Origin of the sequence: Cytobacillus mangrovibacter (assembly GCF_042865275.1) — a bacterium.
GTDB lineage: Bacteria > Bacillota > Bacilli > Bacillales > Cytobacillaceae > Cytobacillus > Cytobacillus mangrovibacter.
In genome coordinates this window covers 55,208-81,548 of the sequence record NZ_JBIACJ010000009.1, presented here as the reverse complement: position 1 = coordinate 81,548, position 26,341 = coordinate 55,208, and the positions used below count along the sequence as shown (strand labels likewise).

Sequence of the window (26,341 nt, the reverse complement as noted above, 5' to 3'; positions counted from 1 at the left end):
TGAATTTAAAAAACATTATGATTGAATGATATACAAAAATGAAAATTATTGAAAGAAAAATGATATATTTAAGTAAATGCGAGGAGGGATCCTATGATTGCAAGGTGGCTAATCATTAATATCTTGACCGTTTTCATTATTATTCTGTGGAGTTTGTTTCAAGGATTTGATTCAAACTATATATTATTAGGAAAAATTATTGCACAGGCAGCTTTTATTTTGTTTTTAATTAATATCAATATGTATTTTGTGTTCCTCCTCATCCGCAAGAGCCACATAAGGAATGTAAAAGTAAATCTTGCAAAGATTTCAAAAAAAATGATGAAGTATCATGTTCCTATAGCCATTACAGCCACTATTTTGATTATAATCCACGCAGCTGTAATGATTATTGCCCACTTTGAACAGCTCTGGAAGGCGAAAACAGTCAGTGGTGCTGTCACAATCGGAATACTTCTTATCCTTTTATATAGTGGATTATTGCGGAGATGGAAGGCTTCGGGTAAAAGAAGAAGGTTTCATTATGTAATGGCTTTTATCTTTTTCGGATTTGTGTTGTTCCATGTCTTTATTTAAGGTTAGGGATACGAAACAGTTTGACATATAAAACCATCACTCTATGATAAAATAGAAGTTGAATTAAAAAGCAATTCACTATGATTTATTTGAAGGAGATGTTTAAAAGGTGAATAATGACTTAATCAAACGATTGACTACCTATGTAAAAGTAGACACTCAGTCCAACGCAGACAGTGAAACATGTCCCACTACTACTGGACAGCTGACTTTAGCTAACATGCTAGTCGATGAATTAAAATCAATTGGCATGGAAGAAGTAACGATGGATGCAAATGGGTATGTAATGGCAACCCTTCCTGCCAATACAGATAAAAAGATTCCAACAATCGGGTTCCTTGCACATTTGGATACGGCAACAGATTTTACTGGTACAAATGTTTCGCCGCAAATTATTGAAAACTATGATGGAAACGATATTATTTTAAATAAAGATTTACATATCTTGCTCTCACCAAAAGATTTCCCCCAATTACATAATTATAAGGAACATACCTTAATTACAACTGATGGGACTACTCTTCTTGGTGCAGACAATAAAGCAGGAATTGCTGAAATAATGACAGCAATGGCATATTTAATTAATCATCCAGAGATAAAGCATGGAAAAATTAGAGTTGCCTTTACACCTGATGAAGAAATCGGCAGAGGACCACAAAAATTTGATGTCGCTGCTTTCCAGGCAAAATATGCCTATACAGTAGATGGTGGGCCGCTCGGAGAACTCGAGTATGAAAGCTTTAATGCCGCTTCTGCTAAGATTACAATAAAGGGAAACAATATTCATCCGGGAACAGCTAAAGGAAAAATGGTGAACTCCGGGAAAATAGCAATGGAATTTAACAAGAGACTTCCAGCTGAAGAAGCACCTGAATATACTGAAGGTTATGAGGGATTCTACCATCTTTCTTCTATTAATGGGGATGTCGAGCAGACTGTGCTTAATTATATTATTCGTGATTTTGATAAGGCAAACTTTGATGGCCGTAAAATGAAAATGAAACAAATTGTTGATGAATTGAAAGAAATATACGGTCAAGACAATATCATTCTAGAATTGAAGGATCAGTATTATAATATGAAGGAAAAAATCGAACCAGTGAAGGAGATTGTTGATATTGCTTATGAAGCAATGACGCAATTAGGCATTTCTCCAATTGTCAAGCCAATCCGCGGTGGAACAGACGGTTCTCAACTTTCCTATATGGGACTTCCAACACCTAATATTTTTACAGGCGGCGAAAACTACCATGGAAAGTTCGAATTTATCTCCGTTAATAATATGGTGAAAGCAACGAACGTGATCATAAATATCATTCGAATTTTTGAGGAAAAAGAGAATTGCAAATAAATCTGTTCATTTTGCAAAATTAATTTGTTTTTCGCAAATATAATAGCTGAAATTGTACAAAAAAGAACCCGTGTATATTGCTTTACACGGGTTCTTTCCAATATATCATTTTCAAAGAATTAATAAGCTAAGCTGAATAATCCTTTAATATGCGATAAATAGCGAACATGACTCGCTTCTTTCATAAGTGTTGCTGGAAGTCCTTTAAGTGCTGTATTGTTTGCCCCAATAGATGCAACAGCATCTTTGCGTCCAAGGCTAGCAAGTGTACCAGAATTCACTGGTGCGAAAGATTCGAATGCTTTATCTTGAAGGTATGCATACAGATTATAACCAACAAGCTCTCCCATTTGCCATGCATTTTGAGCAGTTGGCGCGTACGGACGGCCACCTTCTGCAGGGAATGCAACAGCACTGTCCCCAACGACGAATACATCTTCATGTGAACTTGACTGAAGGAATTCATTAACAGTTGCACGGCCGCGATCACAAGTAAGACCAGACTCTTCAACGATTGGAAGTGCCTGAACGCCACCCGTCCATACGAATGTATTCGCAACAATTTTCGTTCCATCTTTCAAATCAATCTCATTGCCGCTTACATTTGTTACAGGCAGTCCTGTTAAGAATTCAACCCCACGCGCTTCAAGGCTTGCAGTTGCACGTTCAATTAGATGATCTGGTAAAACTGGAAGAATTTTCGGACCAGCTTCAACAAGCTTGATCTTTAATTCTTTTGGATCTACGCCATAGTTTTTAGCGATTTTCGGCATATTATCAGCAATTTCACCGACTAATTCTACGCCAGTTAAACCGCCGCCGCCGATAACAATCGTTGCATCTGCTTCATTTTTTGTTTTTGCGTACTCACGAATTTTGCCTTCGATATGATTGAAAATACGATTGGCATCATCGACAGATTTAAGAACCATGCTATTTTCTTCAAGTCCTGGGATACCGAAATAGCCTGTTTTACTACCTAATGAAACAACAAGCGCATCATAAGTAAGAGTAGAACCATCAGATAAATTCACTTTCTTGTTATCTACTGAAAACGATTCAACTTTAGCAATTTTCAAATCAATGTCTTTTCCTTTGAAAAGCTTCTCTAATGGCATTGAGATTGCCTGTTCAGAAATCGTTCCACCTGCAAGACGGTGAAGTTCAGTAATAATTTGGTGTGTTGGATACTGATTTACTACTGTAACATAAGCTTCTTTACTATCTAAATATTTACGAACAGTTAAAGCGGAAAGAAGGCCGCCGTAACCTGCACCTAGAATAACAATATGTTTAGTCATTATTTTTCCACGTCCTTACTTTGTTGTATAGAAAGAATTATTTTTGACTGCTGCGTTCAGAAGAAACTTCAAGATAGGCTGTTATGAAACGGAAAAGTTTCTGCGCTTGTGGATCTTTAATCATTTTTAATAGACCGAAAAGGCCAATAACATCGTGACTCTCTTCTGCACGGTCTTTTGCTTCAATTGCAGTTGCAGCAATACTTTTCACAGAATCTTTAACCGGATCTACCATTTCTTTAATTGCGCCAACAGTATCACTCTTTAATACGTCATCAGTAGCAACTGATTGTGCAAAGTCATAGGACTTGTTTAATACATTAATAAGTTCAGTTAGTTTTGGCAACTGCTCAACTAAGGCTGTTAAGGATTCTTGCACTTCTGGCTTTAATAGCTGATCAAGAATATCAAGTTTTTCTTGAGTGGAAGACATTTCGAAAAATTCTTGTTCAGGCTTTGTTTGTGTAAGCGTAGCTGTCATTTTTCTATTCCCCTTTGCATTAATAAATAGTTTGAAAATAAAAAACTGAAAGGAAATTGTGACTTGTATGATATTTCACAAAGTAATTCAAAAAAAATTCACTTGCCAACTTCTCTCCAGTTACCCCTTAACTACTATACTCCTATCCTCTCAGAATTTCAATTATATATTTATGATAAAAAAATACTATTCCAGAATAATGGAATAGTATTTTAAGGTTACTATTTGTCTATTTACAAATAACTTTTATTGTCCTCTTCAACCGTTATTCTTGGTCTTCTTGTTGCTGGCATATGAATGCCAACAAAAGCTCGTGCTTCATAAACAATCCCAAACAAAGCAGTTCCAATGGCTAAATGAAGGACTGCCCAAGGAATATCAAGATAACTAACAATTGTTAATACACCAATAATCAATTGGATGATAACAGCAAATACTGCCATTAAAAGGCGATTTTGCAGAGCAGCACCCCAATTTTTTGAAAAGGCCCAAAAAACTAATAAGAAAAGATATATCGTTGAAACGACCGCAAGAACTCTATGTAATGTTTGAAAGATTCCTGGTATCGTACTTGGCAGTAGCGAATCGCCACATCCCAGCCACCCACATGCCAACCCATATGATTCATGTTTTATAAAGGCACCAAATGCCAGAGTTAAGATCAGAAGAACGATGATTACGTTCAGGTGAGTAAGAATAGTCTTTCGTTTTCTAGCATTTAAAGTCGTTGACTGTATTTTATACTTTGAATCCATTTTGTTGAAACTTCTCCATAACCAAATGAGGCTCGCTAGGAAAATCATAGCAATGATTAAATGAGCAGACACGATAAGTGACGGCAAATCAAGAACAACAACAACAGCTCCTAAGAGAATCTGCACAGTTAATAAGAAGATCATTCCCCACGCTACCGAACGAATACGTCTATCTAATTGAGCTCGAAGGATTTTAACAAATAATACGATGGCCATTACACCAAGAATAGCGCCAATCACCCTATGAGCAAATTCAATTAGTGTATCTCCTTGCAAAATAGGGATCACACTTCCGTTGCATAATGGCCACTCTGGTCCACACCCCATTCCAGATTCAGAAGAAGCGACATATCCTCCAAAGACAATTAAAGCATATGTAAGTAGAATCGTGAAAAATGCAATTCGTGCTAATTTCAATCTCCACACCCCTTTTTATAAATATTTCGAATTTTATTTCTATTTTAACAAATAGAAATCTAGTTTTCGGTGATATGAATCACAAACTTAATCAAACTGATTAAGTTTTTACAAAAAAAGGGATTATACAATAAGAGTTTTCAAAAAAAGATCATTGTATGATGATACTTGTCACTGATTATTTTCATTATTTCCGTATAGTTAAGATACACTTAGATAATTCAAATGAAAAGGATGATTACTAGATGCCATTTTATAAAGTGATAACACCCTATTATGATCACATTTTCCCCATGAACGATAAAACAAAGCAATTTCTTGCAGCAAACCTAAAAAAAGGTGGAAAAGTATTAGATGTTGGAGCAGGAACAGGAAATATGGCATTATCTCTTGCTAATGATGGATTCGCTGTTACTGCCACTGAACCAGAAGAAATGATGGCTGGACAGATTCTTGTAAAAGCAGAGGAAGGTAAAACACAAATAAATGTCACAACAAAATCGATGCAGCAGCTAGAGGATTTCCCTGAAGGATTCGACGGAATTTATTGCATTGGCAACACTCTTGCCCATTTAAATACGTTGGAGGAATTCAGTCAATTTTTCCAGCAGTCTTATAAGAAATTAAATGAGAATGGGACACTCATTTTTCAAATTGTGAACTTTGAAAAAGTGTTAGCAAATCAGGACTTTCATTTTCCAGTAATTAAGAAAGATGAATTTGAGTTTCAGCGCAGCTATGACCTGCAAAATGGAAAGATTCTGTTTACAACGACCTTACTTGTAGATGGGAAATCACAGTCAAACACTATTCCTTTATACCCAGCAACTGCTGCCGAACTGCTCCCACTTCTTGAAAGAGCTGGATTTGAACAAATTAATACATTTGGAAACTTTAATGAGGCACCTTATTCCATTCAATCACCAGCATTAATTGTCACAGCAGCAAAATAATTGAGTGTCAGGCAGCTGCTGGATCAAGAAAAGCTGCATTCCTTTTTTAGAATGCAGCTTTTGGGAATTCTGTTATAAACTAACCATCTTAATTCATAGGCTTTGATACAGTTTGATCCGTATGAACTCCCCCATGGCTCGGCACACGCAGTAAAAGAGCACCACCGATTATAAATAAAATAACTAGACTAAAAACACCGCTATTCGTATTTCCAGTGATTTGAGCAGTCGCACCAACTAGAACGGGGCCAGCAATTGCGGCAAACTTTCCAAATATATTATAAAATCCAAAAAACTCATTCGAAGATTCCTTTGGTACAAGCTTAGCAAAATAGGCACGACTTAAAGCTTGAACTCCACCTTGAACGGTTCCAACAAGCATAGCAAGAACCCAAAAATCTATTGCTGTTTTCAAGAAATAGGCATATATACAAATTCCTATATATACAAGAATACCCGTCATGATCATTTTCTTATCACTAAATTTTTGTCCTAGCTTCCCAAATAGCACAGTAAAAGGGGCAGCAATCACTTGAGTGGCAAATAAAACAACTAGTAGGGTTGTAGACCCAATCCCTATATCAGATCCATATGCAGTTGCCATTGTAAAGATCGTGTGAACACCGTCAATATAAAAGAAATACGCTAACAAGAACAGAAATAACGCACGATAGGCTTTAATATTTTTAATTGTTACAAATAGCTTTTTAAAACTTGTAGCTACTGGGTTGGGAACGCGTTCTTCATAATATTTTTGCTCCACATTTTTCAACATTGGCATCGTAAAGAGTCCCCACCATAATGCAGTGATAACAAATGCAATCTGGCTGGCAACACCAACAGACAAAGGAATAATGTTCTGCTGGGCCATTATAATAATAGCAATTGAAATAACAAATGGAATGGTACTTCCGATATACCCTAATGCAAATCCATTGGCAGAAATCCGGTTCATTCGTTCATTACTCGTGACATCGACAAGAAATGCATCATAAAAGATATTTGCCCCTGCAAAACCAATGGAGGTCACAACAAAACAAATTAATAAGACCAGCCATTGCTCAGTTGGTACAATTGCAAGCAATAAAGTGAAGATGACTCCTAATGAGGCAAAAAAAGTAAAAAACCTCTTTTTAAAGCCTCTAAAATCAGCAATTGTACCTAATAATGGGGCTAGGATCGAGACGATGAGTGTAGCAAATGAATTGGCATATCCCCAATATGCTGTAGATGTGGCAGCTGAAATTCCTGCCTCTGTTGCAGCAGACTTAAAATATAAAGGAAAAATAGCAGTTACGATGACAATAGAATAAGCTGAGTTTGCCCAATCATAAAAAACCCAACTGCGTTCGGGTTTGGACATCTTTCTCATTAAACGCCCCCCTTTAGTGACCTATAATATTGATTCTGCATTGATGATTTGGTCAATCACTTTCCCATCTGTTTGACCTAAGTTCAAACCTAGCAATCTAGCTAATGTTGGTCCGATATCGACAAGGCGCATAGAAGAAATAACCTCATTAGGGAGAATTCCTTTTCCAGAAGCAAGAAAGAAAGTTGTATAATCTGGTTTTTCTGGTGAGTACCCATGACAAGCAAGCATATATTTATTATTTTTCCAAACATCTTCATGTGAAATATGCTTCAAATATTCACCATGATGATGTTCAAGAAAATAATACCCCTTGCGTGCTTCTATCATATAGGCACAAGTAGCATCAGCTCCTTTCCTGCCAGCCTCTTCTCCTGACATTACTTTCTCTATTCCATTGTCAGGGTCAACCATTAATTCATCTAGAATCTCCTTCACAGCCTCTTTTGTTTCCAAATCGTTTGGATCCTTCAAATAAATATAGGCTGAACCATCACATCCATTACAGTATGCTTTCCAGTCTTTTATTTTCCCATTTAAATCAACAGTCATTAAATTCTTCTCGCGAAAAACAATATTTAAGTGAATCGCTTTATTTACATCTAATGCACTATGATCTCCAAGGATTACAATGGTTGTTTCCTCAGCCTTGCCACTTTCTTCAAGCGCATCCAATATTCGTCCAAGTCTTTGATCATGACGATAAATAGCCCCTGTTGCTTCATTTGAAAATACACCATAATTATGTCTCATCGTATCTAAATCAGTAAAATGAACAAGCAATAAATTAGGCTTTTTTATTTTTATCGTGTGCACAGTTGATTCTAAAACAAAGTCATCTAGTTCTGGCTGGTTTAATCCATTCCTCAAGTGTCCAAAACGTCTGTTAAGCTCCCATTGATAGGAAGGCGTACCGCTCATTAATGAAACAAAGATTTGATTTTGCCACGGCCGATTCGGAAAAATTTCCGGCAGATTGTACTGAATACTTTTAGCCTTCCCAGTAACTGGCCATAGAAGTGCGGCAATAGTCAGGCCGGCCTTATATGCTTCTTCATACAATGTTGTGCCCTTAATCGAACGACGAAACCAATTCCAATCTGGTGATGATACACCTGGCTGCAATAAAGTATTATTTACTACTCCATGACGGTTAGGATAATTCCCTGTCACAATCGTTGCATGACAAGGATAAGTAACCGAAGGATATATCGTTTCCACATTTCTAGCATAAGAGCCCTTTTGAAAAACCCGCTGAAAATTAGGAAGTGTATGAATGTACGAGAAATCTAATGCAGATAAACAATCAAACGAAATAACGATCATATTTTTAGTTAAACCTGTCACAACCATGATCCTCCACTTGTAACTCTTTCCATTTATTTTACCATTATATATGAGAGAGTCCTATGAATATATTATTTATTTATTATGAATTTTGTAAAAAACAATAATAAAAAGGACCTCTTACAGTATGAGGTCCTCGTAAAACAATATGAGTTAAACAATTTTATTTCTTCGAAGTTCTGTCTTTAAATAGGTCATAAATTCATTTGCCTTCTTCTCTGGTGCTTTCGTCATCAAACTAACAATAATAAAAAGCAAAGTAGAAATAACAATTCCCCAAATACCTGAAGCAAGTCCAAGCGGTTTTAGTTTGGCTAGTTCAAAAATAATGACGATCATCCCACTTACAATTACACTAGCAATAACTCCAGCGGCTGTTCCTCTTTTCCAAAAAAAAGCACCAATAATAGCTGGTACAGCAACAAGTAAACCAGCAGAGGAAGCAACTGACAAGACAGCAATTAAATTCACATTAAATTGCGCAAATGCATAGGCCAAAACTGCAATAATTGGAATTATAATTTTCCCAACAAGCAGTTGACTTTTATCACTTGAATCTTTCTTAATATTTCCATATACATCTCTTGCAAATAGTGAAGATAATGTAAGTAGAATGGAATCAATCGTTGAAATCGCTGCAGCCATAATCCCAACCATAACAATAGCTCCAAGAATTGGTGGAACTAGTTCAGAGGATAATATTTTGGGAGTTGCTAAATCGGCATTGGCCAAATCCGGGAATAAAGCCATAGCAGAAAAACCCCATACAACAGAGACAATCGTATAAATAAAACCAAATATTAAGAAGCCCATCAGCATCGTTCTTAAGCTTTTTAATGATGCAGGCATGAACAATCTTTGACTTACTTGTGGATTAGATAAGCTAAAGAAAAACCACGGAATCGTTAATCCCAAGAAGGTCAAAAAGCTAAAGAATCCATTTCCAGGAACCGTCAATAATTCAGGCTTACTTGTTTCAATTGTCTGGAAAAACCCTCCCAAACCACCTAATCCATTAATGATAAGAATAACGACTAAAGTTGCAGAAATAATCATGAATAAGGCTTGCAATGAATCCGTCCATGCAACTGATCTGATTCCAGCAATATAGGAAAAAACAACGGCAAGAACTGTAGCTATGATCACACCTGTTGTAAACGGAATTGCATTATTCGTCATCCCCTGTAACAGATAGCCAACTCCTGCAAGTTGAACAGCGCTGTACGGAATTAAGAAAAGGCAGCTAAAAATAGAAACAACCATTGCAACCTTTTTATTATTATAACGATCACCTAACATCTCTGTTGGTGTTACATATCCATATTTCTTTCCTACTAACCAAAATCTTGGACCAAAAAAAGCAACTAATGAGACACCCATAAAATAGATAATTTCAAAACCAAATGCACCGACTCCGCCTTTATAAGTTAGACCAGCTAATCCAACTAGCATAAAAGCACTATAAGTTGTCGCACTGTAACTTAACGCAGATACGAATCCACCTAACTTGCGATCCCCTAAAAAGTAACTGACCATATTTGTTTGTTTTTCACTTTTTGATAAATAAGCAACAATTAATGAAATAATGATATAAATGGCAATTGTCCACCAAACCATATTTGTACTCACTTTTATTCACCCCATTTCCTTGATATACAATAATTGATTACTATAATGACGAGGGCAAGTATAGTCCACAATAAAAAGCTTCCATACCATGCCGCTACGTTTGTAAGTAAAGTATATGGGAGAATATAACCTAGCAAGATAATAACAAGAATAATAAGCGCCCATTTTAATTCTTTAGATTTCAAAAGATCACCTCCATCATTCTATAAGTTAAAAGGATATGGCATTCAACAAACTTATTATACATTAGAATATACATGTGTAAAGACACTATTTTATAAATATAAATAGCTCTAACTCCTTTATTCGGAAATAGAGCATACTTATTTTCTGTTTATTCTTGCCATTTTATTCAAATCTACTTTTAAAAGGGGCTTTGCTCATAAACAAAAAGGGCTGTTCATTCCCTCTTAAAGGAATGACAGCCCTTTTTCAATTATAGCCGCACTGGAATTACACGAGTACTGGCGCTATTTTCTTTGCTATTGCTTTTACCTGCTCCATTCCCTCAGAAATGATTGCTTCTGCGCGGTCTGGATATTGATTGTGGCCTTCAATAATTACTTCTTCTATTTGTTGAATGCCAAAAAGATTCATAATTTGCTTTACATAATTTACGCACATTTCAAGTGGTGCCATTTGTGGTGTTGAGTAATCTCCGCCACGCGCATTTAATATGATCACTTTCTTCTCTGGAACTAGTCCAACTGGGCCATTTGCTGTATACTTAAAAGTTACTCCTGCGCGGTAAATATAATCAATGAAAGTTTGTAACGGTGCTGGAATGGTTTGATTCCATAATGGGAATGCAAATACAACTGTATCTGCTGCCATAAATGCATCCATCACTTTTGTTGAAGCTGCAACAATACGCTGCTCAATATCAGTTAATTCTTCACCTTGAGCAGATTTCCCCATTGCACTGAAGAAATCCTGGCCGAAATATGGCATATCCTCAGCGAAAACATCAAATGTATTTAGTTCAATACCAGATACGTTTCTAGCTTCCTCCATGAAGACTTCATACATTTTACTTGAAACGCCCTCTGCTGCAGGACGGTTATTTGCTTTAACAACTAAAACGTTCATATTATATATATCTCCTTACTATTAAACATTCTTTTTACCTCGAATTAAAATATGTTTAATTCGAGGCATGTTGATATACTACAATACTATTTAAATATCGTCAACTAATTAGATTGACGGTATTTAAATAGTATCCCATAACAATTTATTCTTTAATCTCCAACCCCATTAACCTTGAAAAACCGATTGCTTGTTCCGTTGTAACTTTGCATCCATCCAGTTCTTCTATTGAAACTATTATTTGATTAAAGCTACAGCTGCTTAGATCGACGCCATTGAGCGGGGTTCGAGTAAAATTGGCTTCGTTTAAATCACATAGGTTAAAATCCACTTTATTGAATTTGCACTCATAATAATCAGCATTTCGAAGTGAACAGGAGTCATACTTCACCTGTTTAAAATCGGCATATCCGAATGAACTTAAATTAGCGTTACAATCTTGAAAAAGGACGTTGCCAAGAGTGGCTTCAGAAAGATTAAGACCCAGTATCTTGGAGTTTTTAAATTCGACTCTATGTATAATTCCATCACTGAAATCAGTATTGGAAAGATTGCATTTATCGAAAATAACATCAATAAGTTCTATATGTCTAAATGATACATCGATAAATGTAACATTTTTAAAAATAACTTGTTCAAAGCATACTTTATTCATTTCTTCACCGATAATTGAACAATCACTAATTATGCACATATTTAAATACGAATCTTTCATTTCATGAAAATCAGCAGGTGGTAAACTTTGTGGCATCCTTGGCTGCTGAATTTTTATCTTAATTGACATACTACGCACTTCCTTTAGTTATTTGATTCTGGGATAGTATCGCAAGTGGGAGAATAGGTAGACGGGGATAAGTAAAAGGGAACAATTATATGAATACAAGATTCCTAGGCCGATCTTCAGGTATATTGGAGTTCGGCCTTTATTCATTGCATTACATTTCTTTCAAAAGGGATCTTTGTATTTTTCGTATAACGTCTCCTCTGCTGATCACTCCAACCACTCGATTTTTCTGATCGACAACTGGAAGCTTCTTAAAGTGATGTTTTGATAGCAGTGTGACTGCATGCTCAATTTCATCCTCAGGAGAAACAGTAATTATCCCTTTAGTTTTTGCAATTTTGATGATTTCCTTTTCAGATAGATCACTCAAACGGCTTTGTAAATTTTCTTCCCCTAAGTAGTCCATATAGAAAACAAAATCATAAATACGCCGTTCAATTGGTTTAATCGATCTCAAAATGTCTCCATCGGATACCATTCCAAGTAAATACCCATCATCATCACAAATTGGCAAGCCGCCAACCTTTCGTTCGACAAATATTGTCATTACTGCTTTAATGCTGTCGTTCGGATGGGCAATGATAACATCTTCAATCATGAATTCTTTAACCTTCATGGCTTATCACCTCATAATAGTAGATACAAAAAAGTATAACCATTTTTCAGTATTAATAATTAGAATTCTCCATTAAAGTATTTCATGCAGGATTATTAATGTCAATATTTATATGAACCCGAATTCACTTTCACTTATCTTCTGCCCCTGCATGCTTGTTTCCTTCAATATCTGCTAAATTCCGAATAATATCTGGCGGGAAGACTAGTCGACAAATAACCTTTGCCATTTCTAAAAAATCAAGCTGCCTTCCAGAATGCTCTGTTTTTTCCGGACTATTTTCGACCATTATCATAATTGCCCATGTGACAGTATCTAAGTCCAAATCCTTCCATGTTAGACCTGCTTTCTTCGCCTGTTGTAAACTTGAAAGAATTCTTGTATGCATTTTCCTTCTTGCCTCCAAAAGGATCATTGATAATTCCCGGTCCTTTGGCAATAACTCAGGTAATACACGATGAATTCCCATCGTCTCCAAAGACTTAGTATAGTTTTCAAGAAGAGAGGCTAATAATTGTTCTGGATTCTGATGCATCCAATTAGGTTCAGGTGGCATTAATTTATCTAGTTTGTCTTCAAGCAGTGACAATAATAGCTGCCGTTTATCAGAAAAATACCGATAAAATGTGCCTGTCGCTACCCCTGCATGGGACGCAATATCTTTTGTAGTTGTTTGTTCATACCCTTTTTCAATAAATAAACTACGGCCGCTTTCAAGCAGTGCACTTCTTTTTTGCTGTGCTCGTTCTTGCTTCGGAATAATAGGAAATGCTCCAACAAAGGTTCTTTCATCACTACTGGTCATTAAATCACCTCTCTCATATCATATCATATTAAAAACATGAACTTTAGTTCACTTTATAATTGACAGTCAATTATACAAATGCAATAATTGAACCAAAGTTCATATTTTAACCACTCATCTTACTTAGTATTCCGATCTCACAATAGATAGGGGAATGTTGAAAATGTCCATAAGCCGTATAGCAAATGAAGGAGATAAAGTCATTTTTAATCGTAATAATCTTTCTATTAATGGGGAAGTTGTAAAAGTGAAAGAATCAAGTGTCATTGTTCATATCAGTCATTCTGATGCAGAACGAATGAGAATTGATACACCTTATACAACTGTATCACACAGGAATTATACACTAGTAAATCCTAGTATTTAACTTACTCTTCAAAGTCTCCCTTCCAAGATGGAGAATCTTCTTTTATTAATTAACGCAAATAACGTATGTGAGCGATACCTAGTTAGCGTATCGTTCACATACGTTATTCAGACTTTCTATTATCCCCTTTTTAGCATCTGTTCATATACTTTAGCTGCAGCAATTGTATCCATATAAGACACACCTACAGATTTATACAGGGTAATTTCCTCAGGGCTTTGACGCCCCTGCTTTAGACCAGTTACTAATTCAGCAATTTCCCCAGTAAGCTGATCCCAAGACCATAAAGATGCGTTCACAGGTTGAATGAGATCTCCTGATTCATGTTGAACTCCTTCTAATGTATCCACCCAAACTTGATCCGCCTTCCTTAATGTATCCGCACCAAATTCTTTCATATCAGGTCGATAAGCACCTATTGCATTTATGTGAACACCAGGTTTTAGAACATCTCCATCAAATAATGATTCCTCAGATTTCGTACTTAAAACAAGAATATCTGCTTTAGAGGCAGCTTCATTAGCATCCTCGCAAACAACTATTTTCCCTGTCCATTCTTGAAACCTTTCAATTTCCTCTTTAAACGCTATTGCCTTTTCTTTTGTTCGGTTCCAAAGAAATATTTCCTTAATTGGTCTAACCTCGAGCATTGCCTTAAGCTGACCTCTTGCCTGTGCACCACAGCCTAAAATAGAAAGACAACTCGCATCCTCTTTCGCCAAATATTGTGTGGCAACACCTGCGGCAGCTCCTGTGCGCATAACGGTTAGGCCGCTTGCCTCAATAATTGCAACATGTTCCCCATTTCTTGTTTCAGTTAATAAGATGATTCCCTGCAACGAAGGTAGACTAGTACCTGAATTATTTGGGAATACACTTACAACCTTAACCGTTTCATACTCTAAATCTTCTATATAGGAAGGCATGAATAGTGTATTGGAATTCAATTCAGCATGATGCAATATTGTTCGCACCGGTGAATATGTTTTCTTGTTATTGTATAGACGAAATCCTTCCTTCATATCTTCTATACAATCTTTCATCGTATAAAATCGTTCAATATCATGCTCTTTAATGAATTTCATTACAATAGCTTCCCTCCTTGATCACAAAACCTATTAAAATTTACTTCGCATTTTCTTGCAAACTTCTTCACCGAATTCTTCAGTTGTTGCTTTGCCTCCTAAATCTGGTGTGACAATACCTTCTTCTAAAACATCCTGAAGGGAATCCATCATAATAGCAGATAGATTAGATTCACCAAAGTGATCGAGCATCATACTGGCACACCAGATGGCAGCCGTCGGATTGGCGATTCCTTTACCCGCGATATCAGGTGCTGAACCATGGACTGGTTCGAACATCGAAGGGAACTTTTTCTCAGGATTAATGTTTGCTGATGGAGCGATACCCATACCCCCAACAATTGCAGCACCCAAGTCAGTAAGAATATCTCCAAATAAATTAGAAGCGACAACTACATCAAATACATCTGGTTTTGTTACAAAAAACGAACTTAGCGCATCAATATGAACAATATCCGTTTTCACTTCTGGGTAATCCATGTTTATCTTTCGAACATACTCATCCCAGAATGGCATGGTATGATTGATTCCATTCGATTTAGTTGCAGCCGTCAAAAACTTCTCTGTTCCTTGATTGGCCAGATCAAATGCATACTTCAAGACTCTCTCCGTTCCATACCTCGTAAAGACACTGTTCTGAATAGCCATATCCATATCAGTGCCTTCATACATTCGTCCGCCAATACTGGAATATTCCCCTTCATTGTTTTCCCGAATAACAGTAAAATTTAAATCATCAACACCGCGGTTCGCAAGTGGCGACTGGATTCCCCGCAGTAATTTAACTGGTCGAATATTGATATATTGCTGGAATTGCCTCCGAATGGGAAGCAGCAGCCCCCAAAGGGAAACATGATCGGGAACTCCAGGATATCCAACAGCTCCTAAATAAATAGAATCAAAGTCTTTAAGTATATCTAACCCATCATCAGGCATCATTTTGCCATGTTTGAGATAGTATTCGCAGCTCCAGTCAAAATGTTTGTACTCGATGGAGATGCCTCCATCAAGTTCACATAGCGTATCTAATACTTTTTTGCCTTCCCTAATGACATCGACGCCTATTCCATCTCCGGGAATTAATGCAATTGAATAATGTCTCATTGTTTTAGCTCCTAATCTTCTTCATTTATCACTTACTGAGTTCCCAATGTATTCGGGTACCTTCCCATTAAGCAACTGGATAACATTCCTTGCTACAGTAGTTGCCATGATATAGTTACATTCAACAGTTGTTCCACCCACATGCGGGGTCACGATCACATTCGGACAGGTTAGGATTGGATGATCCTTTGGCGGAGGTTCTGGATCGAATACATCTAAGGCAGCTCCTGCCATTTTTCCTTGTTTCAATGCCTCATATAAATCCTCATGATTAATGATCCCGCCCCGAGCAGTATTAATCAGGTAAGCAGACGGCTTCATTAAATTGAAATGATGTTGGTTAATAAATCCCTTTGTATGTTCTGATAATGGTATGTGAAGTGATACGAAATCCGAGTTTTGAAAAATAGAATCTAAATCAGTTGTCACATGAATACCCAACTCATTGGCGAATCCATGTTTTTGTTCATCATATTTCCTCACCCAAACTGTGACATCCATTTCCAGCCCATTCTTTAGTCTTTTTGCTACTTCCTTTGAAATACTTCCGAAACCTATTAAACCCGCTTTTTTCCCTTTTAATTCATACGTTTTCAGACTCATGCGAGAATTGTAGTTGCCATTACTCATCTCTTTATGAAAGGGGATAAGTGTTTTACTTAATGCCATTAATAAAGTAATGGCATGCTCTGCTGTAGATACACTATTTACAGAAGGGGCATGGAGGACAGGAATCCCCTTCTCTGTAGCATATTGGACATCAATATTGTCAAGACCGACTCCGGCTCCTGAGATTACCTTTAAGTGGGGTGCAGCGTCTATGATCTCTTTCGTGATCTTTGCAGGTGCACGAAGAACAATTCCATCAACATCTTTAACCAATTCACAAAGGGCAATCGGATCAATCGTATCGGTACGAATAACATTCGCACCTTCCGCAAGAATTTTCTCACCCTCCATGTGATACATAGAGAGAATTTGTAATATCTTTGGTTTTGGCAAATTGAATCCCTCCGTTAAATTCTTAAATTTTCGACAATTACAGTTTGACCTTGGCCACCGCCGATACATAATGTAACAAGTCCATATCGACTTCCTCTTCGTTCCATTTCTTTCATAAGCTTAGTCATTAATATAGCACCTGTCCCCCCAATCGGGTGACCTAATGCAATTGCACCGCCATTAACATTTAATTTCTTGCTATCAATCTTTAATTCTTTCATAACGGCAAGTGATTGTGCTGCAAAAGCTTCATTTAGTTCAATTAAATCTATATCATTTAAGGTTAGACCTGCTTTTTTTAATGCTTTAATTGTAGATGGCACAGGTCCTATCCCCATAATTTCTGGTGATACTCCTGCCGATGCCTGGGAAACAAATCGAAGTCTCGGCTTAAGTCCCCTTCTATTCGCCTCTTCCTCAGACATGACAATGAGTGCACTAGCCCCATCATTTCTTCCACTGGCATTTCCTGCTGTTACAGTCCCATCCTTCTTAAAAACAGCCTTTAATTGACCGAGCTTTTCCACTGAGGTAAGCCTTGGGTGCTCATCCCGATCAAAACGAATAGTTTCTTTTCTTTTCTTGATCTCAACAGGAGTAATTTCTTCTTCGAAATGGCCATTTGATATAGCTGATGCAGCTTTCTCCTGGCTCTCTTGCGCGAATTCATCCTGCTCCTCCCGGCTAATATGATATTTCTCAGCAAGATTTTCCGCAGTCATCCCCATCGTTAAATGTCCATATACATTGATAGGCTGTGCTCTTGGCTGACTTTCTGTATTTGAATCAACGATTTCAGCATTACCTGCTCCGTATCCATATCGCGCATTTCTTAAGTAATAGGGGGCATTACTCATACTTTCCGCACCACCGGCAAGGATGATCTCATTATCTCCACACATAATATCCTGTACTGCATTGGCAATGGCCTGTAATCCTGAGGCGCATTGGCGGTGAACAGTATAGCCTGGTACTTCAATTGGGATCTCTGCTTTAAGTGCTGCTAGTCTTGCAAGGTTTGGCAGATCAGCACTTTGCTTTGCATGTCCCCATATCACTTCATCAATATCTCTGCCCTCAATACCTGTTCTGCTCAAAATTTCTTTCATAACAACTTCTGATAATGTATCTGCCTCAATATCCTTTAAAGCGCCTCCCATTTTCCCAATGGCTGTTCGGACCCCATCAACAATGACAACATTCCTCATATTCCTGCCGCATCCCCCTTCTAATTAAACGAACTCTCTTCTTAACTCACCAGCAATAATATTCTTTTGAATTTGACTTGTTCCTTCATAAATCTTTGTGATTCGGGCATCTCGGTAAAATCGTTCAATTGGGTAATCCTTCATATAACCAATTCCCCCATGAATTTGAACAGCCAAGTCAGCTACTTTGTTATATACTTCAGAACCGTAAAGCTTGGCAATGGCTGCTTCTTTAACAACACGCATCTTCTGATCACTCATCCAAGCCACTCGGTATGTGATCGATCTAAGTACTTCAATTTCCATCGCCATTTCAGCAAGCATATGCTGGACAGCCTGCTGCTCATAAATCGGTTTTCCGAATTGCTCTCTTTGCATCGCATAATCCATACTCATCTCTAAAAGTTTTTCACTTGAGCCTAAGTTTCTTGCGGCAAGTCCCGCCCGTCCATTCGCAAGAATTTTCAGAGCATTAATATAGCCCTTGCCTTCCTCACCTAGGACATTTTCTTCAGGAACTTCCATTTCATCGAAAAATAGCTCGGCAGAATGTGACCCGCGCAAACCCATTTTTCTTTCTACCGCACCTAGCTTAAAACCTGGAAAATCCTTTTCAACAATAAAGGAGGTGATTCCTTTCGCCCCTTTTGAAGGATCTGTTACTGCCATAACGGTAAATACATTGCCACAAACAGCGTTAGTAATATAATGTTTGGAGCCATTAATAATATAACGATCTCCTTTTTTTACTGCAGTTGTTTTCAGATTAGCCGCATTAGATCCTGCACTTGGTTCTGTTAAGGCAAATGCACCAATCCATTCACCACTAGCCATTTTTGGCAAGTATTTATCTTTTTGCTGATCTGTTCCTAGCTCGACAATCCCAACAGAGCCAATTCCTGTGTGTGCACCAATTAATGTTGTAAATCCGTTATGCGTCTTTCCGATTTCTTCATAAATTGCGCATTTACCAACCATATCTAAGCCAAGCCCACCATATTCTTCAGGAATCCCTAAACCAAATAAGCCAAGTTCTTTAGACATATGGACGATTCTTTCAGGGATTTCGTCTTGTTCCTCAATTTCCATTGCTACTTTCTCTACTTCTTCTTGAACAAAGTCCTTTACTACTTTACGCAGCATTTCAATATCCTCTGAAAATTTAAAGTCCATTTTTCTCTCCTCCTATTATTTCCCTGTAAATTCAGGTGCTCTTTTTTCTAAAAAGGCTTGAGTTCCTTCATATTTGTCTTCTGAACCCATCAGAATGGTTTGAGCGAACTTCTCTAGCAAAAGAGCGGTTCCCATATCTATATCAGCCCCTTGATGGATGACTGTCTTCGCAAGCCTTACTGCTAAAGGTCCCTTTTTCAAAATCTTATCAGCCATTTCTTTTGCCTCTGCCATAAGCTCATCCGATGCAACAGCCTTGCTTATTAAACCAATACTCTCAGCTTTCTCAGCTGTGAGAATATCGCCAGTTAAGATCATTTCGATTGCTTTTCCTTTTCCGACTAATCGTGATAATCGCTGTGTACCGCCTGCACCAGGAATAATCGCCAAGTTTAATTCTGGCAAGCCAAGTTTGGCGTGTTTAGCTGCAATACGAATATCGCAAGCTAATGCGAGTTCCAGTCCACCACCAAGAGCATATCCGTTAATGGCAGCAATTGTTGCCTTTTCATATTCTTCAATTTTGCGATAAACAGCTGTCATATTAGGCTGTAGTGCTTCTAGCATCGTCCGTTTTTGCAGCTGGGCAATATCAGCACCTGCCGCAAATGACTTCTCTCCCGAGCCTCTAAAAATAACGACTAATACCTGATCATTATTTCGCCATTCTTCTAGTACTGTTTCAATTTCTTTCAGTGTGTCAAGATTCAATGCATTTCGTACTTCTGGGCGATCGATCATGATTGTCCCTACGCGGTTATTTATTTCTGTTTTAATATATTGATAGTCCAATTATTTACTCCTCCCTTATACAGTCATACTTTTAAGATTTTCGGAGATTTTAAATCTTGCACCTGTTGTATTTCTTATTTCTTCAATGGTAGTATCTTCCGCGATTTCTTCTAAAGTCATTTCTCCATCCTGTATCGTAAATACGCCCTTTTCAGTAACGACCATTTCAGCCGAACGAATGCCACTGCTCGGATAGGTAAGTTCTTTTACAAGTTTAGGTGTTAAATCCTTTGATAGATGAGTAATCGCAATGATGATTTTCTTAGCTCCTGGAATGAGATCCATCGCTCCGCCTACTCCAAGAATGTCTGTACCAGGAATGGCCCAATTGGCAATTTCTCCTCTTTCACTGACCTGCAAGGCTCCCAATACAGCCACATCTATATGCCCCCCACGAATCATGACGAATGAATCTGAAGACGAAAATATGGACGCGCCTGGGTCAAGAATAACTGGGTGCTTACTTGCACTAATGCAATCCATATCAATTTCATCCTTTGGTGGTGTAGGACCCATCCCAAGCATTCCATTTTCAGATTGCAGAAAAACTTGCTGATTAGGGTCTAAATAATCCGGGATTAAAGTCGGGATCCCGACCCCAAGATTGACGACAGATCCTCCCTTTAGCTCCTTGCTAATTCTCTTGGCAATTCTGACCTTAATATCCTGTAGATTTTTCAATATATACACCCCCTGACTTCTCATATCTGCTTTCTACAATCAGATCTACATAATTATGCGGGGTGACAATTTTTTCTGGATCTAATTCACCGACTTCAACAATTTCATCCACTTCAGCAATCACGATATCAGCTGCGGTAGCCATCATCGGATTAAAATTTCTTGCTGACTTTGTATAGATGAGATTCCCTAAACGGTCTGCTTTCCACGCCTTTATTAAGGCAACCTTCGCTCGAATTCCTTCAATTAATATATAGCGTTCATTGTTAAAAATTTTCTCTTCTTTACCGATGGCCAATTCAGTTCCAACCGCGGTTTTTATATAAAACCCAGCAATGCCAGCTCCTCCTGCCCGAATGGCTTCAGCAAGTGTCCCTTGAGGAATCAATTCAATTTCTAGTTCTCCTTTTTTCCAAGCCTTTACGGCATCTCGATTGGAGGTGAAATAAGATCCAACAGCCTTCTTCAAATGTCCTGTTGGAAGTAGTTTTCCTAGACCTTTACCAGCTTCGCCAAGATTATTACTGATAACAGTTAAATTCCTTGCCTCTGTTTGCCTTGCAATCGTATCAATTAATGTGAACGGCGTTCCACAAAGTCCGAAACCACCGACCAATAATGTGTCACCATCTTGAATTTCCCCAATTGCCTCTTCGGGACTTTTCACTTTATCTTTATAAACGGAATAAACCATTATCTTTCCTCCCTTCAAGCTGTTTCGTTATTTGAAATGGCGTTTCATTAATTGATCAAATGAAAAACCTATTTCAGTTCATAGGCTGTTTTACTTTCGCTTTCTAATTTTTAAAGACAATACCCGCATTTTCTCGATATTTCATTGGCAATAAATTGCAGCTGGCTAATCATTTCACTTTTCTTTTCTTCGGAAAAATTGTCACCAGGTATGACGACTGTCAAGGATGCAATGACAGTTGCCGTGTGATTCTTAATTGGAACAGACATGCCTAATGTTCCTGGGACAAATTCACCATAGCTGACTGAGTATCCGTTTGCTTTAATGTCATCTAGCAGGGAGCGTAATTCATCAATGCTTTTCACCGTTGATTCGGTGAAAGGGGCAATCTTCATTTCATTCAAAATCTGTTCTCTTTCACTTTCTTTCATAAATGCCAGCAATAATCGAGGGGCAGAACCAGCATATAATGGGGTTCTTAGTCCTATTCTTGTAAACAGCTTAACAGGCTGGTCTGTTTCGACCCTCTCCACATATACAGCTTCCTTCCGATCAAGAATGACAAGATGGACGACTTCATTCATTTCATTCCGCAATCGCTCCATATAGGGAAGGGCGATTTTTCGCAGTTCCATTCCTTCGGCTACAATGTTTCCTAATTCAAATAAGCGAAGTCCTAGCATGTAGTCCTTATCATCAGGATTATGATCATTTCTTGTTAGGAATCCCTCTTCTTCTAGAGATTTCAATAATCGGTAAGCAGTAGGTTTTGTTAGTCCGGAATATCTGGCAATATCAGCTAGTGATAATTTAGGTGTTTCTAAGGAGAAATATTGCAGAAGTCTTAATGCTTTAATGACACTTTGATTCATGGGAATCCCTCATGTCTAATGTTTACTTTTTTAATACAGGTTCTGTTTGATAGGAATAAAAGCCTTGACCCGACTTTCGACCAAGTCTTCCTGCTTTCACATATTTGATTAGTAATGGACAAGGACGATACTTTTCACCAAGCGTTTGATATAAATATTCCATATTTCTTAGTCGTGTATCTAAACCAACTAAATCAGCCAGCTCAAGAGGTCCCATCGGATGATTTAATCCTAGCTTCATCGCTTTGTCGATGTCTTCTGCGGAAGCAACGCCTTCCATTAACATATTCATTGCTTCATTACCAATCAAGCAGTTCATCCGGCTTGTGACAAATCCAGGAAATTCATTGACTTCCACCGTTTCTTTTCCTAATCTTGCACCCACTGCTTTTGCTAATTGGACTGTTTCATCAGAAGTATCAAGGCCTCGAATAATTTCGATTAATTTCATCTTATGCACGGGGTTGAAAAAATGCATGGCAATACATTTATCAGGTCTGTTTGTTTGAGAGGCTATTTCTGTAGGACTTAACGTTGATGTGTTAGAAGCTAGGATCGTATGACTTTGACAATGCTTATCGAGTGTTTTAAAAATATCCATTTTCAAGGTTATATTTTCATAAACAGCCTCAATAACGATATCCGCTTGTTCCGCTGCTTTCTCTAAAAAAGTAGTGTACGTGATATTGGCAAGAGCTTCATCGACGATTGCTGGATCAATGAACCCTCGTGATGCGCTTTTTTTCATTTCATCAGCAATATAACTTTTTGCTTGAACAAGACTCTCATCTTTTACATCATGCAAGGTAACATGGAATCCGCTTAAAGCTGCCGTATAGGCAATTCCTCTTCCCATCGTTCCCGAGCCAATTACCGAAAGATATTTCATATTTCTAACTCCTCTCTAAGATAAGTTACTCTATTGCCTCCATTATCGTTGTTGAACACTCTATTAATCTATGTGCATTTTCTACAAAAATATGCAGGGGTAAGCGGTGGATATTTATATAGTTTGGAATTTTGATAATGAGGCAGACTGACTTTTACATACTACTTTATGAGCAGATGCTTATAAATATTTCTTATGAGGAATAAGTAAAGCCCCTGAAAAATTAATTTACAGGGGCACCGTAGATATTTATGCATTCACTTCTGACTTTTCCTCTTTCATCAATTCAGTAATAATGATATTTCGCTTGGCCATTTCTTCAATATATTCTTTACCAGGTACGATTTGCTCTGGAGGATGGACTCCTTTTTTGACAATGGTTCCGTTTCCGATCATTTGTGCCACTACAGAAATTGTATTGGCAGTTGCCCTTGCCATAGCTGTTACTTGATTTTCTCTATCCTTAAAGGTTGTCATTTCATACTCATACGTTGTTTTTACCCCATTCTTTTCCCCTGAAACAATAACACGAAGCAATACAACATCGTCCTTGTCCTTTAAGTCCACAATCGGATCAAGAACCTTTAATAATACCTCACGCGGGCTTACTTTTTGCCCCTTAACCTCGACTTCATAATCATTGCGGGTAAGATTTAAGTCCACAAGCAATTTGAATTTCTCCGCATGGCCTGGATAGCGGATCGTCTTATATTCAAGCTCATCTAATGATGGATATGAATAGGATAAGGTAGAAGTTCCACCAGAAGTATGGAAAGCTTCAAGAGGACCAAATTGATCAAAATAAATACGTTCTACCTCTGATAAGGAAGGTACTTCTTGTTTCACTCCGTTACGAATAATTAATGAAGGGTCTGTATAGTGGTCAAATAATCCTTCCATTGAAAAAACATGATTATATTCTAATGGAGGTTTAGGTTGAGCTGGGAGTCCACCCACATACATTTTAATAGAGTCTGTCGTATCCAATTTGCTTACACCAAAGCCTGCAAGAATATTTATCATACCTGGGGCAACACCCAAATCAGGAATGATTGTTGAATGAGCAGCTGTTGCCTCTTCTTTAAGCTCCAAAATCCGATCTGTAATATGGCCGATATGTCCGCCAAGGTCAACAGAGCTTACTCCCATCTGTATAGCAGCTTTTGCAACAATTTCATTAAAGGAGTAGAAAAGAGCATTTACAACAACATCATACTGCCCTATAAATTGTGCCAGCTCCTCTTGATTGCCAGCATCAACACAATAGGCACTAATCTTAGCTGATTGTAATTGGTTGCACACTTTTTGGGCTCGTGCTAAATCAATATCTGCTAATCCGACCGCTTCTACTCCTTCACTTTGGACTAAATCACGTGCCGCTTCTTTCCCCATTAATCCAGATCCTAGTACGGCTACCCTCATTATAAATCCCCCTCATTTTATTAATCAGCCTCCCCTAATGAAATATGAAGGCGGTTACATGATAAAAAAATCAATAGCAATAACTTAATTGTATATTATAAATTTTCACAACAATATGTACAATTTAAACAAAAATAGGTAGACTAAATAATAAATATTTGTTTTTTTATCCAAAAGGAAGGAATGTATTTGATGAGGATCCTTAAACATATCGCACAAGATATCGTTGAACAGACAAGTGAAATTTTGCCCTATCCAATTAGTATCACTGATCACGAAGGCTATATTATCGGCGCTACTGATAAAAGTCGAATTGGACTTTTTCATCAGCCTTCCCTTGAAGTGATTAAGAAAAATATAATGGTCGACTGCAGAAGCGAGATTGAAAAGAAGATATTGCCTGGCGTATCTGTCCCGATCAAATTCAATCATAAAATAATTGGTGTCTTAGGCATCGTCGGTGAACCTAGGGAAGTGGAGAAATATGGCCAATTAGTAAAGAATCAAGTGGAAATGATGTGTCAAGAGGCATTTCGGAAAGAGATGGTTGAGCTTAAGGAAAAGATGGTCGAAGTCTTTGTCCATCAAATGATCCACTATAAACAGGATGATGATCCAGCCAATCTATTACAATATGCGAAACTACTTGAATTCGACACTAATATAGAACGGGTATGTTTATTGATTGATATTAATAAACTATCTGCTGATAGAAAGAAAGAGGGGGCATTTAAACATTCTTCCTTTCAGAATTTCCAAAGGGAAGTGTTGGATTTTCTCCATTTACTATTTTATGAAAATAAAGGTGATATTTGTTCGTTTTTACCTAATCATTTTATTGTCCTTAAGTCTCTTCCTTTCCATCAGTCCTATTCATCCTTTATTGATAGTCTTGAAGAAAAGCTCAATAAGATTAATTTATTTCTTGAAAAGAAATATCATGTATCCGCATGGCTTTCAGTTGGGAATATTAGCCGTAACATTGAGGAAGTTTCTGAATCGTATATGAATGCAATGAATACAATGAGGCTAAAAAGAAATTCAGAACAAAATAGTGGTATTTACTTATATAATGAACATGAAATGATGCTGCATCAGCTTCCTAGAGAACTTTCTTCTGATTATCAGAAGAAGCTACTACAATCGATTATCCCTTTGTTTGAACATGATAGCTATGAAGTATTAGCAGCAACCTTTACTGCTTTTTGCAAATATAATATGAAGCTAAGTGAAGCATCACGAAATTTGTATGTTCATAGAAATACGATTATTTACCGGCTTGAAAAGATCCGTGAAATCACTTCCCTTGATACAAGTAATTTCGAACATTGCATGTTACTTTACACAGCCATTCAATGCTATGAAGAACAAAAAGTTGAAGGAATATCCAAATTTAAAGCGAATGTACAATAGTATATTCGCTTTTTGGCTTCCTTTACGATATCCATACATTTAGCCCTCAATAATTCTCCTTCATTGTTGCATAATTCCACCATAAATACCTTAGTAAAAGTGCAAGAAAATTCAGAGGTTCTCTTATCATTTTTTATTAGTTTTGTACATAATCTATTTGACA

General features: G+C 37.4%; 27 protein-coding genes. 5 read left to right on the top strand and 22 right to left on the bottom strand.

The annotated features are described in order from the left end of the window. Positions 1–93: 93 nt before the first annotated feature. On the top strand, positions 94–576 hold the full coding sequence (locus tag ACFYKT_RS16260; protein ID WP_389221771.1) for a hypothetical protein: 483 nt from the start codon (positions 94–96) through the stop codon (positions 574–576). Positions 577–685: 109 nt separating this feature from the next. Then, a complete protein-coding gene (pepT, locus tag ACFYKT_RS16255; RefSeq protein ID WP_389221769.1) occupies positions 686–1,927 on the top strand; it encodes a peptidase T in 1,242 nt (413 codons plus the stop codon). A 119-nt stretch (positions 1,928–2,046) separates the two neighbouring features. Here the strand turns inward: pepT and ACFYKT_RS16250 are convergent, their stop codons facing one another. From ACFYKT_RS16250 to ACFYKT_RS16240, 3 genes are all read right to left on the bottom strand, one after another. Continuing rightward, on the bottom strand, positions 2,047–3,228 hold the full coding sequence (locus tag ACFYKT_RS16250; RefSeq protein WP_389221767.1) for an NAD(P)/FAD-dependent oxidoreductase: 1,182 nt from the start codon (positions 3,226–3,228) through the stop codon (positions 2,047–2,049). Between the two features lie 37 nt (positions 3,229–3,265). Beyond that, positions 3,266–3,709: a DUF1641 domain-containing protein gene (locus ACFYKT_RS16245; protein WP_389221765.1), complete on the bottom strand. Its 444-nt coding sequence runs from the start codon at positions 3,707–3,709 to the stop codon at positions 3,266–3,268. A 233-nt stretch (positions 3,710–3,942) separates the two neighbouring features. Further along, entirely contained in the window at positions 3,943–4,881 is a 939-nt protein-coding gene (locus tag ACFYKT_RS16240) for a COX15/CtaA family protein (protein WP_389221763.1), read from the bottom strand. Positions 4,882–5,126: 245 nt separating this feature from the next. Here ACFYKT_RS16240 and ACFYKT_RS16235 point away from each other — a divergent pair, with 245 nt between their 5' ends. Continuing rightward, the gene (locus ACFYKT_RS16235; protein WP_389221761.1) at positions 5,127–5,834 is read left to right on the top strand and encodes a class I SAM-dependent methyltransferase; all 708 of its coding nucleotides are present in this window, start codon (positions 5,127–5,129) and stop codon (positions 5,832–5,834) included. A gap of 88 nt (positions 5,835–5,922) precedes the next feature. Here ACFYKT_RS16235 and ACFYKT_RS16230 read toward each other — a convergent pair whose 3' ends face one another. The 8 genes from ACFYKT_RS16230 to ACFYKT_RS16195 all read right to left on the bottom strand — a co-directional run bounded on the left by ACFYKT_RS16230 (position 5,923) and on the right by ACFYKT_RS16195 (position 13,476). Beyond that, a complete protein-coding gene (locus tag ACFYKT_RS16230; protein WP_389221759.1) occupies positions 5,923–7,206 on the bottom strand; it encodes an MFS transporter in 1,284 nt (427 codons plus the stop codon). Positions 7,207–7,227: 21 nt separating this feature from the next. Next, positions 7,228–8,553 (bottom strand): alkaline phosphatase family protein, encoded by a 1,326-nt coding sequence (locus tag ACFYKT_RS16225; RefSeq protein ID WP_389221757.1) that lies wholly within the window; start codon positions 8,551–8,553, stop codon positions 7,228–7,230. 153 nt (positions 8,554–8,706) lie between these two features. Then, complete coding sequence (locus tag ACFYKT_RS16220) at positions 8,707–10,182, bottom strand: sodium:solute symporter family protein (protein WP_389221755.1); 1,476 nt, start codon at positions 10,180–10,182, stop codon at positions 8,707–8,709. Between the two features lie 2 nt (positions 10,183–10,184). Beyond that, positions 10,185–10,367 (bottom strand): hypothetical protein, encoded by a 183-nt coding sequence (locus ACFYKT_RS16215; protein WP_389221753.1) that lies wholly within the window; start codon positions 10,365–10,367, stop codon positions 10,185–10,187. Between the two features lie 268 nt (positions 10,368–10,635). Next, positions 10,636–11,271 carry an FMN-dependent NADH-azoreductase gene (locus ACFYKT_RS16210; protein ID WP_389221751.1) on the bottom strand — a complete coding sequence of 212 codons (636 nt, stop codon included), beginning with the start codon at positions 11,269–11,271 and terminating at the stop codon, positions 10,636–10,638. A 145-nt stretch (positions 11,272–11,416) separates the two neighbouring features. Then, the gene (locus ACFYKT_RS16205; protein WP_389221749.1) at positions 11,417–12,055 is read right to left on the bottom strand and encodes a pentapeptide repeat-containing protein; all 639 of its coding nucleotides are present in this window, start codon (positions 12,053–12,055) and stop codon (positions 11,417–11,419) included. A 151-nt stretch (positions 12,056–12,206) separates the two neighbouring features. After that, positions 12,207–12,671, bottom strand: a complete 465-nt coding sequence (locus tag ACFYKT_RS16200; RefSeq protein ID WP_389221747.1) for a CBS domain-containing protein — start codon at positions 12,669–12,671, stop codon at positions 12,207–12,209. A gap of 130 nt (positions 12,672–12,801) precedes the next feature. Beyond that, on the bottom strand, positions 12,802–13,476 hold the full coding sequence (locus ACFYKT_RS16195) for a TetR/AcrR family transcriptional regulator (protein WP_389221745.1): 675 nt from the start codon (positions 13,474–13,476) through the stop codon (positions 12,802–12,804). A 163-nt stretch (positions 13,477–13,639) separates the two neighbouring features. On the opposite strand from ACFYKT_RS16195, the gene ACFYKT_RS16190 reads away from it, so the two are divergent. Then, positions 13,640–13,843, top strand: a complete 204-nt coding sequence (locus ACFYKT_RS16190) for a DUF2187 family protein (RefSeq protein WP_389221743.1) — start codon at positions 13,640–13,642, stop codon at positions 13,841–13,843. 119 nt (positions 13,844–13,962) lie between these two features. On the opposite strand, the gene ACFYKT_RS16185 is transcribed toward ACFYKT_RS16190, so the two are convergent. The 11 genes from ACFYKT_RS16185 to ACFYKT_RS16135 all read right to left on the bottom strand — a co-directional run bounded on the left by ACFYKT_RS16185 (position 13,963) and on the right by ACFYKT_RS16135 (position 24,765). After that, entirely contained in the window at positions 13,963–14,928 is a 966-nt protein-coding gene (locus ACFYKT_RS16185; RefSeq protein WP_389221741.1) for an ornithine cyclodeaminase family protein, read from the bottom strand. Between the two features lie 33 nt (positions 14,929–14,961). Continuing rightward, positions 14,962–16,032, bottom strand: a complete 1,071-nt coding sequence (locus tag ACFYKT_RS16180) for a tartrate dehydrogenase (RefSeq protein ID WP_389221739.1) — start codon at positions 16,030–16,032, stop codon at positions 14,962–14,964. A gap of 21 nt (positions 16,033–16,053) precedes the next feature. Further along, positions 16,054–17,034 carry a hydroxyacid dehydrogenase gene (locus tag ACFYKT_RS16175; RefSeq protein WP_389221737.1) on the bottom strand — a complete coding sequence of 327 codons (981 nt, stop codon included), beginning with the start codon at positions 17,032–17,034 and terminating at the stop codon, positions 16,054–16,056. Between the two features lie 14 nt (positions 17,035–17,048). Beyond that, positions 17,049–18,242, bottom strand: coding sequence for a thiolase family protein (locus ACFYKT_RS16170; protein WP_389221732.1), 1,194 nt, complete (start codon positions 18,240–18,242; stop codon positions 17,049–17,051). 24 nt (positions 18,243–18,266) lie between these two features. Continuing rightward, positions 18,267–19,415 (bottom strand): acyl-CoA dehydrogenase family protein, encoded by a 1,149-nt coding sequence (locus ACFYKT_RS16165; RefSeq protein WP_389221730.1) that lies wholly within the window; start codon positions 19,413–19,415, stop codon positions 18,267–18,269. Positions 19,416–19,430: 15 nt separating this feature from the next. After that, entirely contained in the window at positions 19,431–20,207 is a 777-nt protein-coding gene (locus tag ACFYKT_RS16160) for an enoyl-CoA hydratase/isomerase family protein (protein WP_389221728.1), read from the bottom strand. 15 nt (positions 20,208–20,222) lie between these two features. Further along, positions 20,223–20,888 (bottom strand): 3-oxoacid CoA-transferase subunit B, encoded by a 666-nt coding sequence (locus ACFYKT_RS16155; RefSeq protein ID WP_389221726.1) that lies wholly within the window; start codon positions 20,886–20,888, stop codon positions 20,223–20,225. Next, positions 20,866–21,582 (bottom strand): CoA transferase subunit A, encoded by a 717-nt coding sequence (locus ACFYKT_RS16150; RefSeq protein WP_389221724.1) that lies wholly within the window; start codon positions 21,580–21,582, stop codon positions 20,866–20,868. Before ACFYKT_RS16150 ends, ACFYKT_RS16155 begins: the two co-directional genes overlap by 23 nt. A 110-nt stretch (positions 21,583–21,692) precedes the next feature. Continuing rightward, complete coding sequence (locus tag ACFYKT_RS16145; RefSeq protein WP_389221722.1) at positions 21,693–22,454, bottom strand: IclR family transcriptional regulator; 762 nt, start codon at positions 22,452–22,454, stop codon at positions 21,693–21,695. A 22-nt stretch (positions 22,455–22,476) separates the two neighbouring features. Continuing rightward, positions 22,477–23,343, bottom strand: coding sequence for a 3-hydroxyacyl-CoA dehydrogenase (locus ACFYKT_RS16140; RefSeq protein WP_389221720.1), 867 nt, complete (start codon positions 23,341–23,343; stop codon positions 22,477–22,479). A gap of 249 nt (positions 23,344–23,592) precedes the next feature. Continuing rightward, positions 23,593–24,765 carry a saccharopine dehydrogenase family protein gene (locus tag ACFYKT_RS16135; protein WP_389221718.1) on the bottom strand — a complete coding sequence of 391 codons (1,173 nt, stop codon included), beginning with the start codon at positions 24,763–24,765 and terminating at the stop codon, positions 23,593–23,595. A 192-nt stretch (positions 24,766–24,957) separates the two neighbouring features. On the opposite strand from ACFYKT_RS16135, the gene ACFYKT_RS16130 reads away from it, so the two are divergent. Continuing rightward, positions 24,958–26,178 carry a CdaR family transcriptional regulator gene (locus ACFYKT_RS16130; RefSeq protein WP_389221716.1) on the top strand — a complete coding sequence of 407 codons (1,221 nt, stop codon included), beginning with the start codon at positions 24,958–24,960 and terminating at the stop codon, positions 26,176–26,178. The last annotated feature ends 163 nt before the right edge of the window (positions 26,179–26,341 follow it).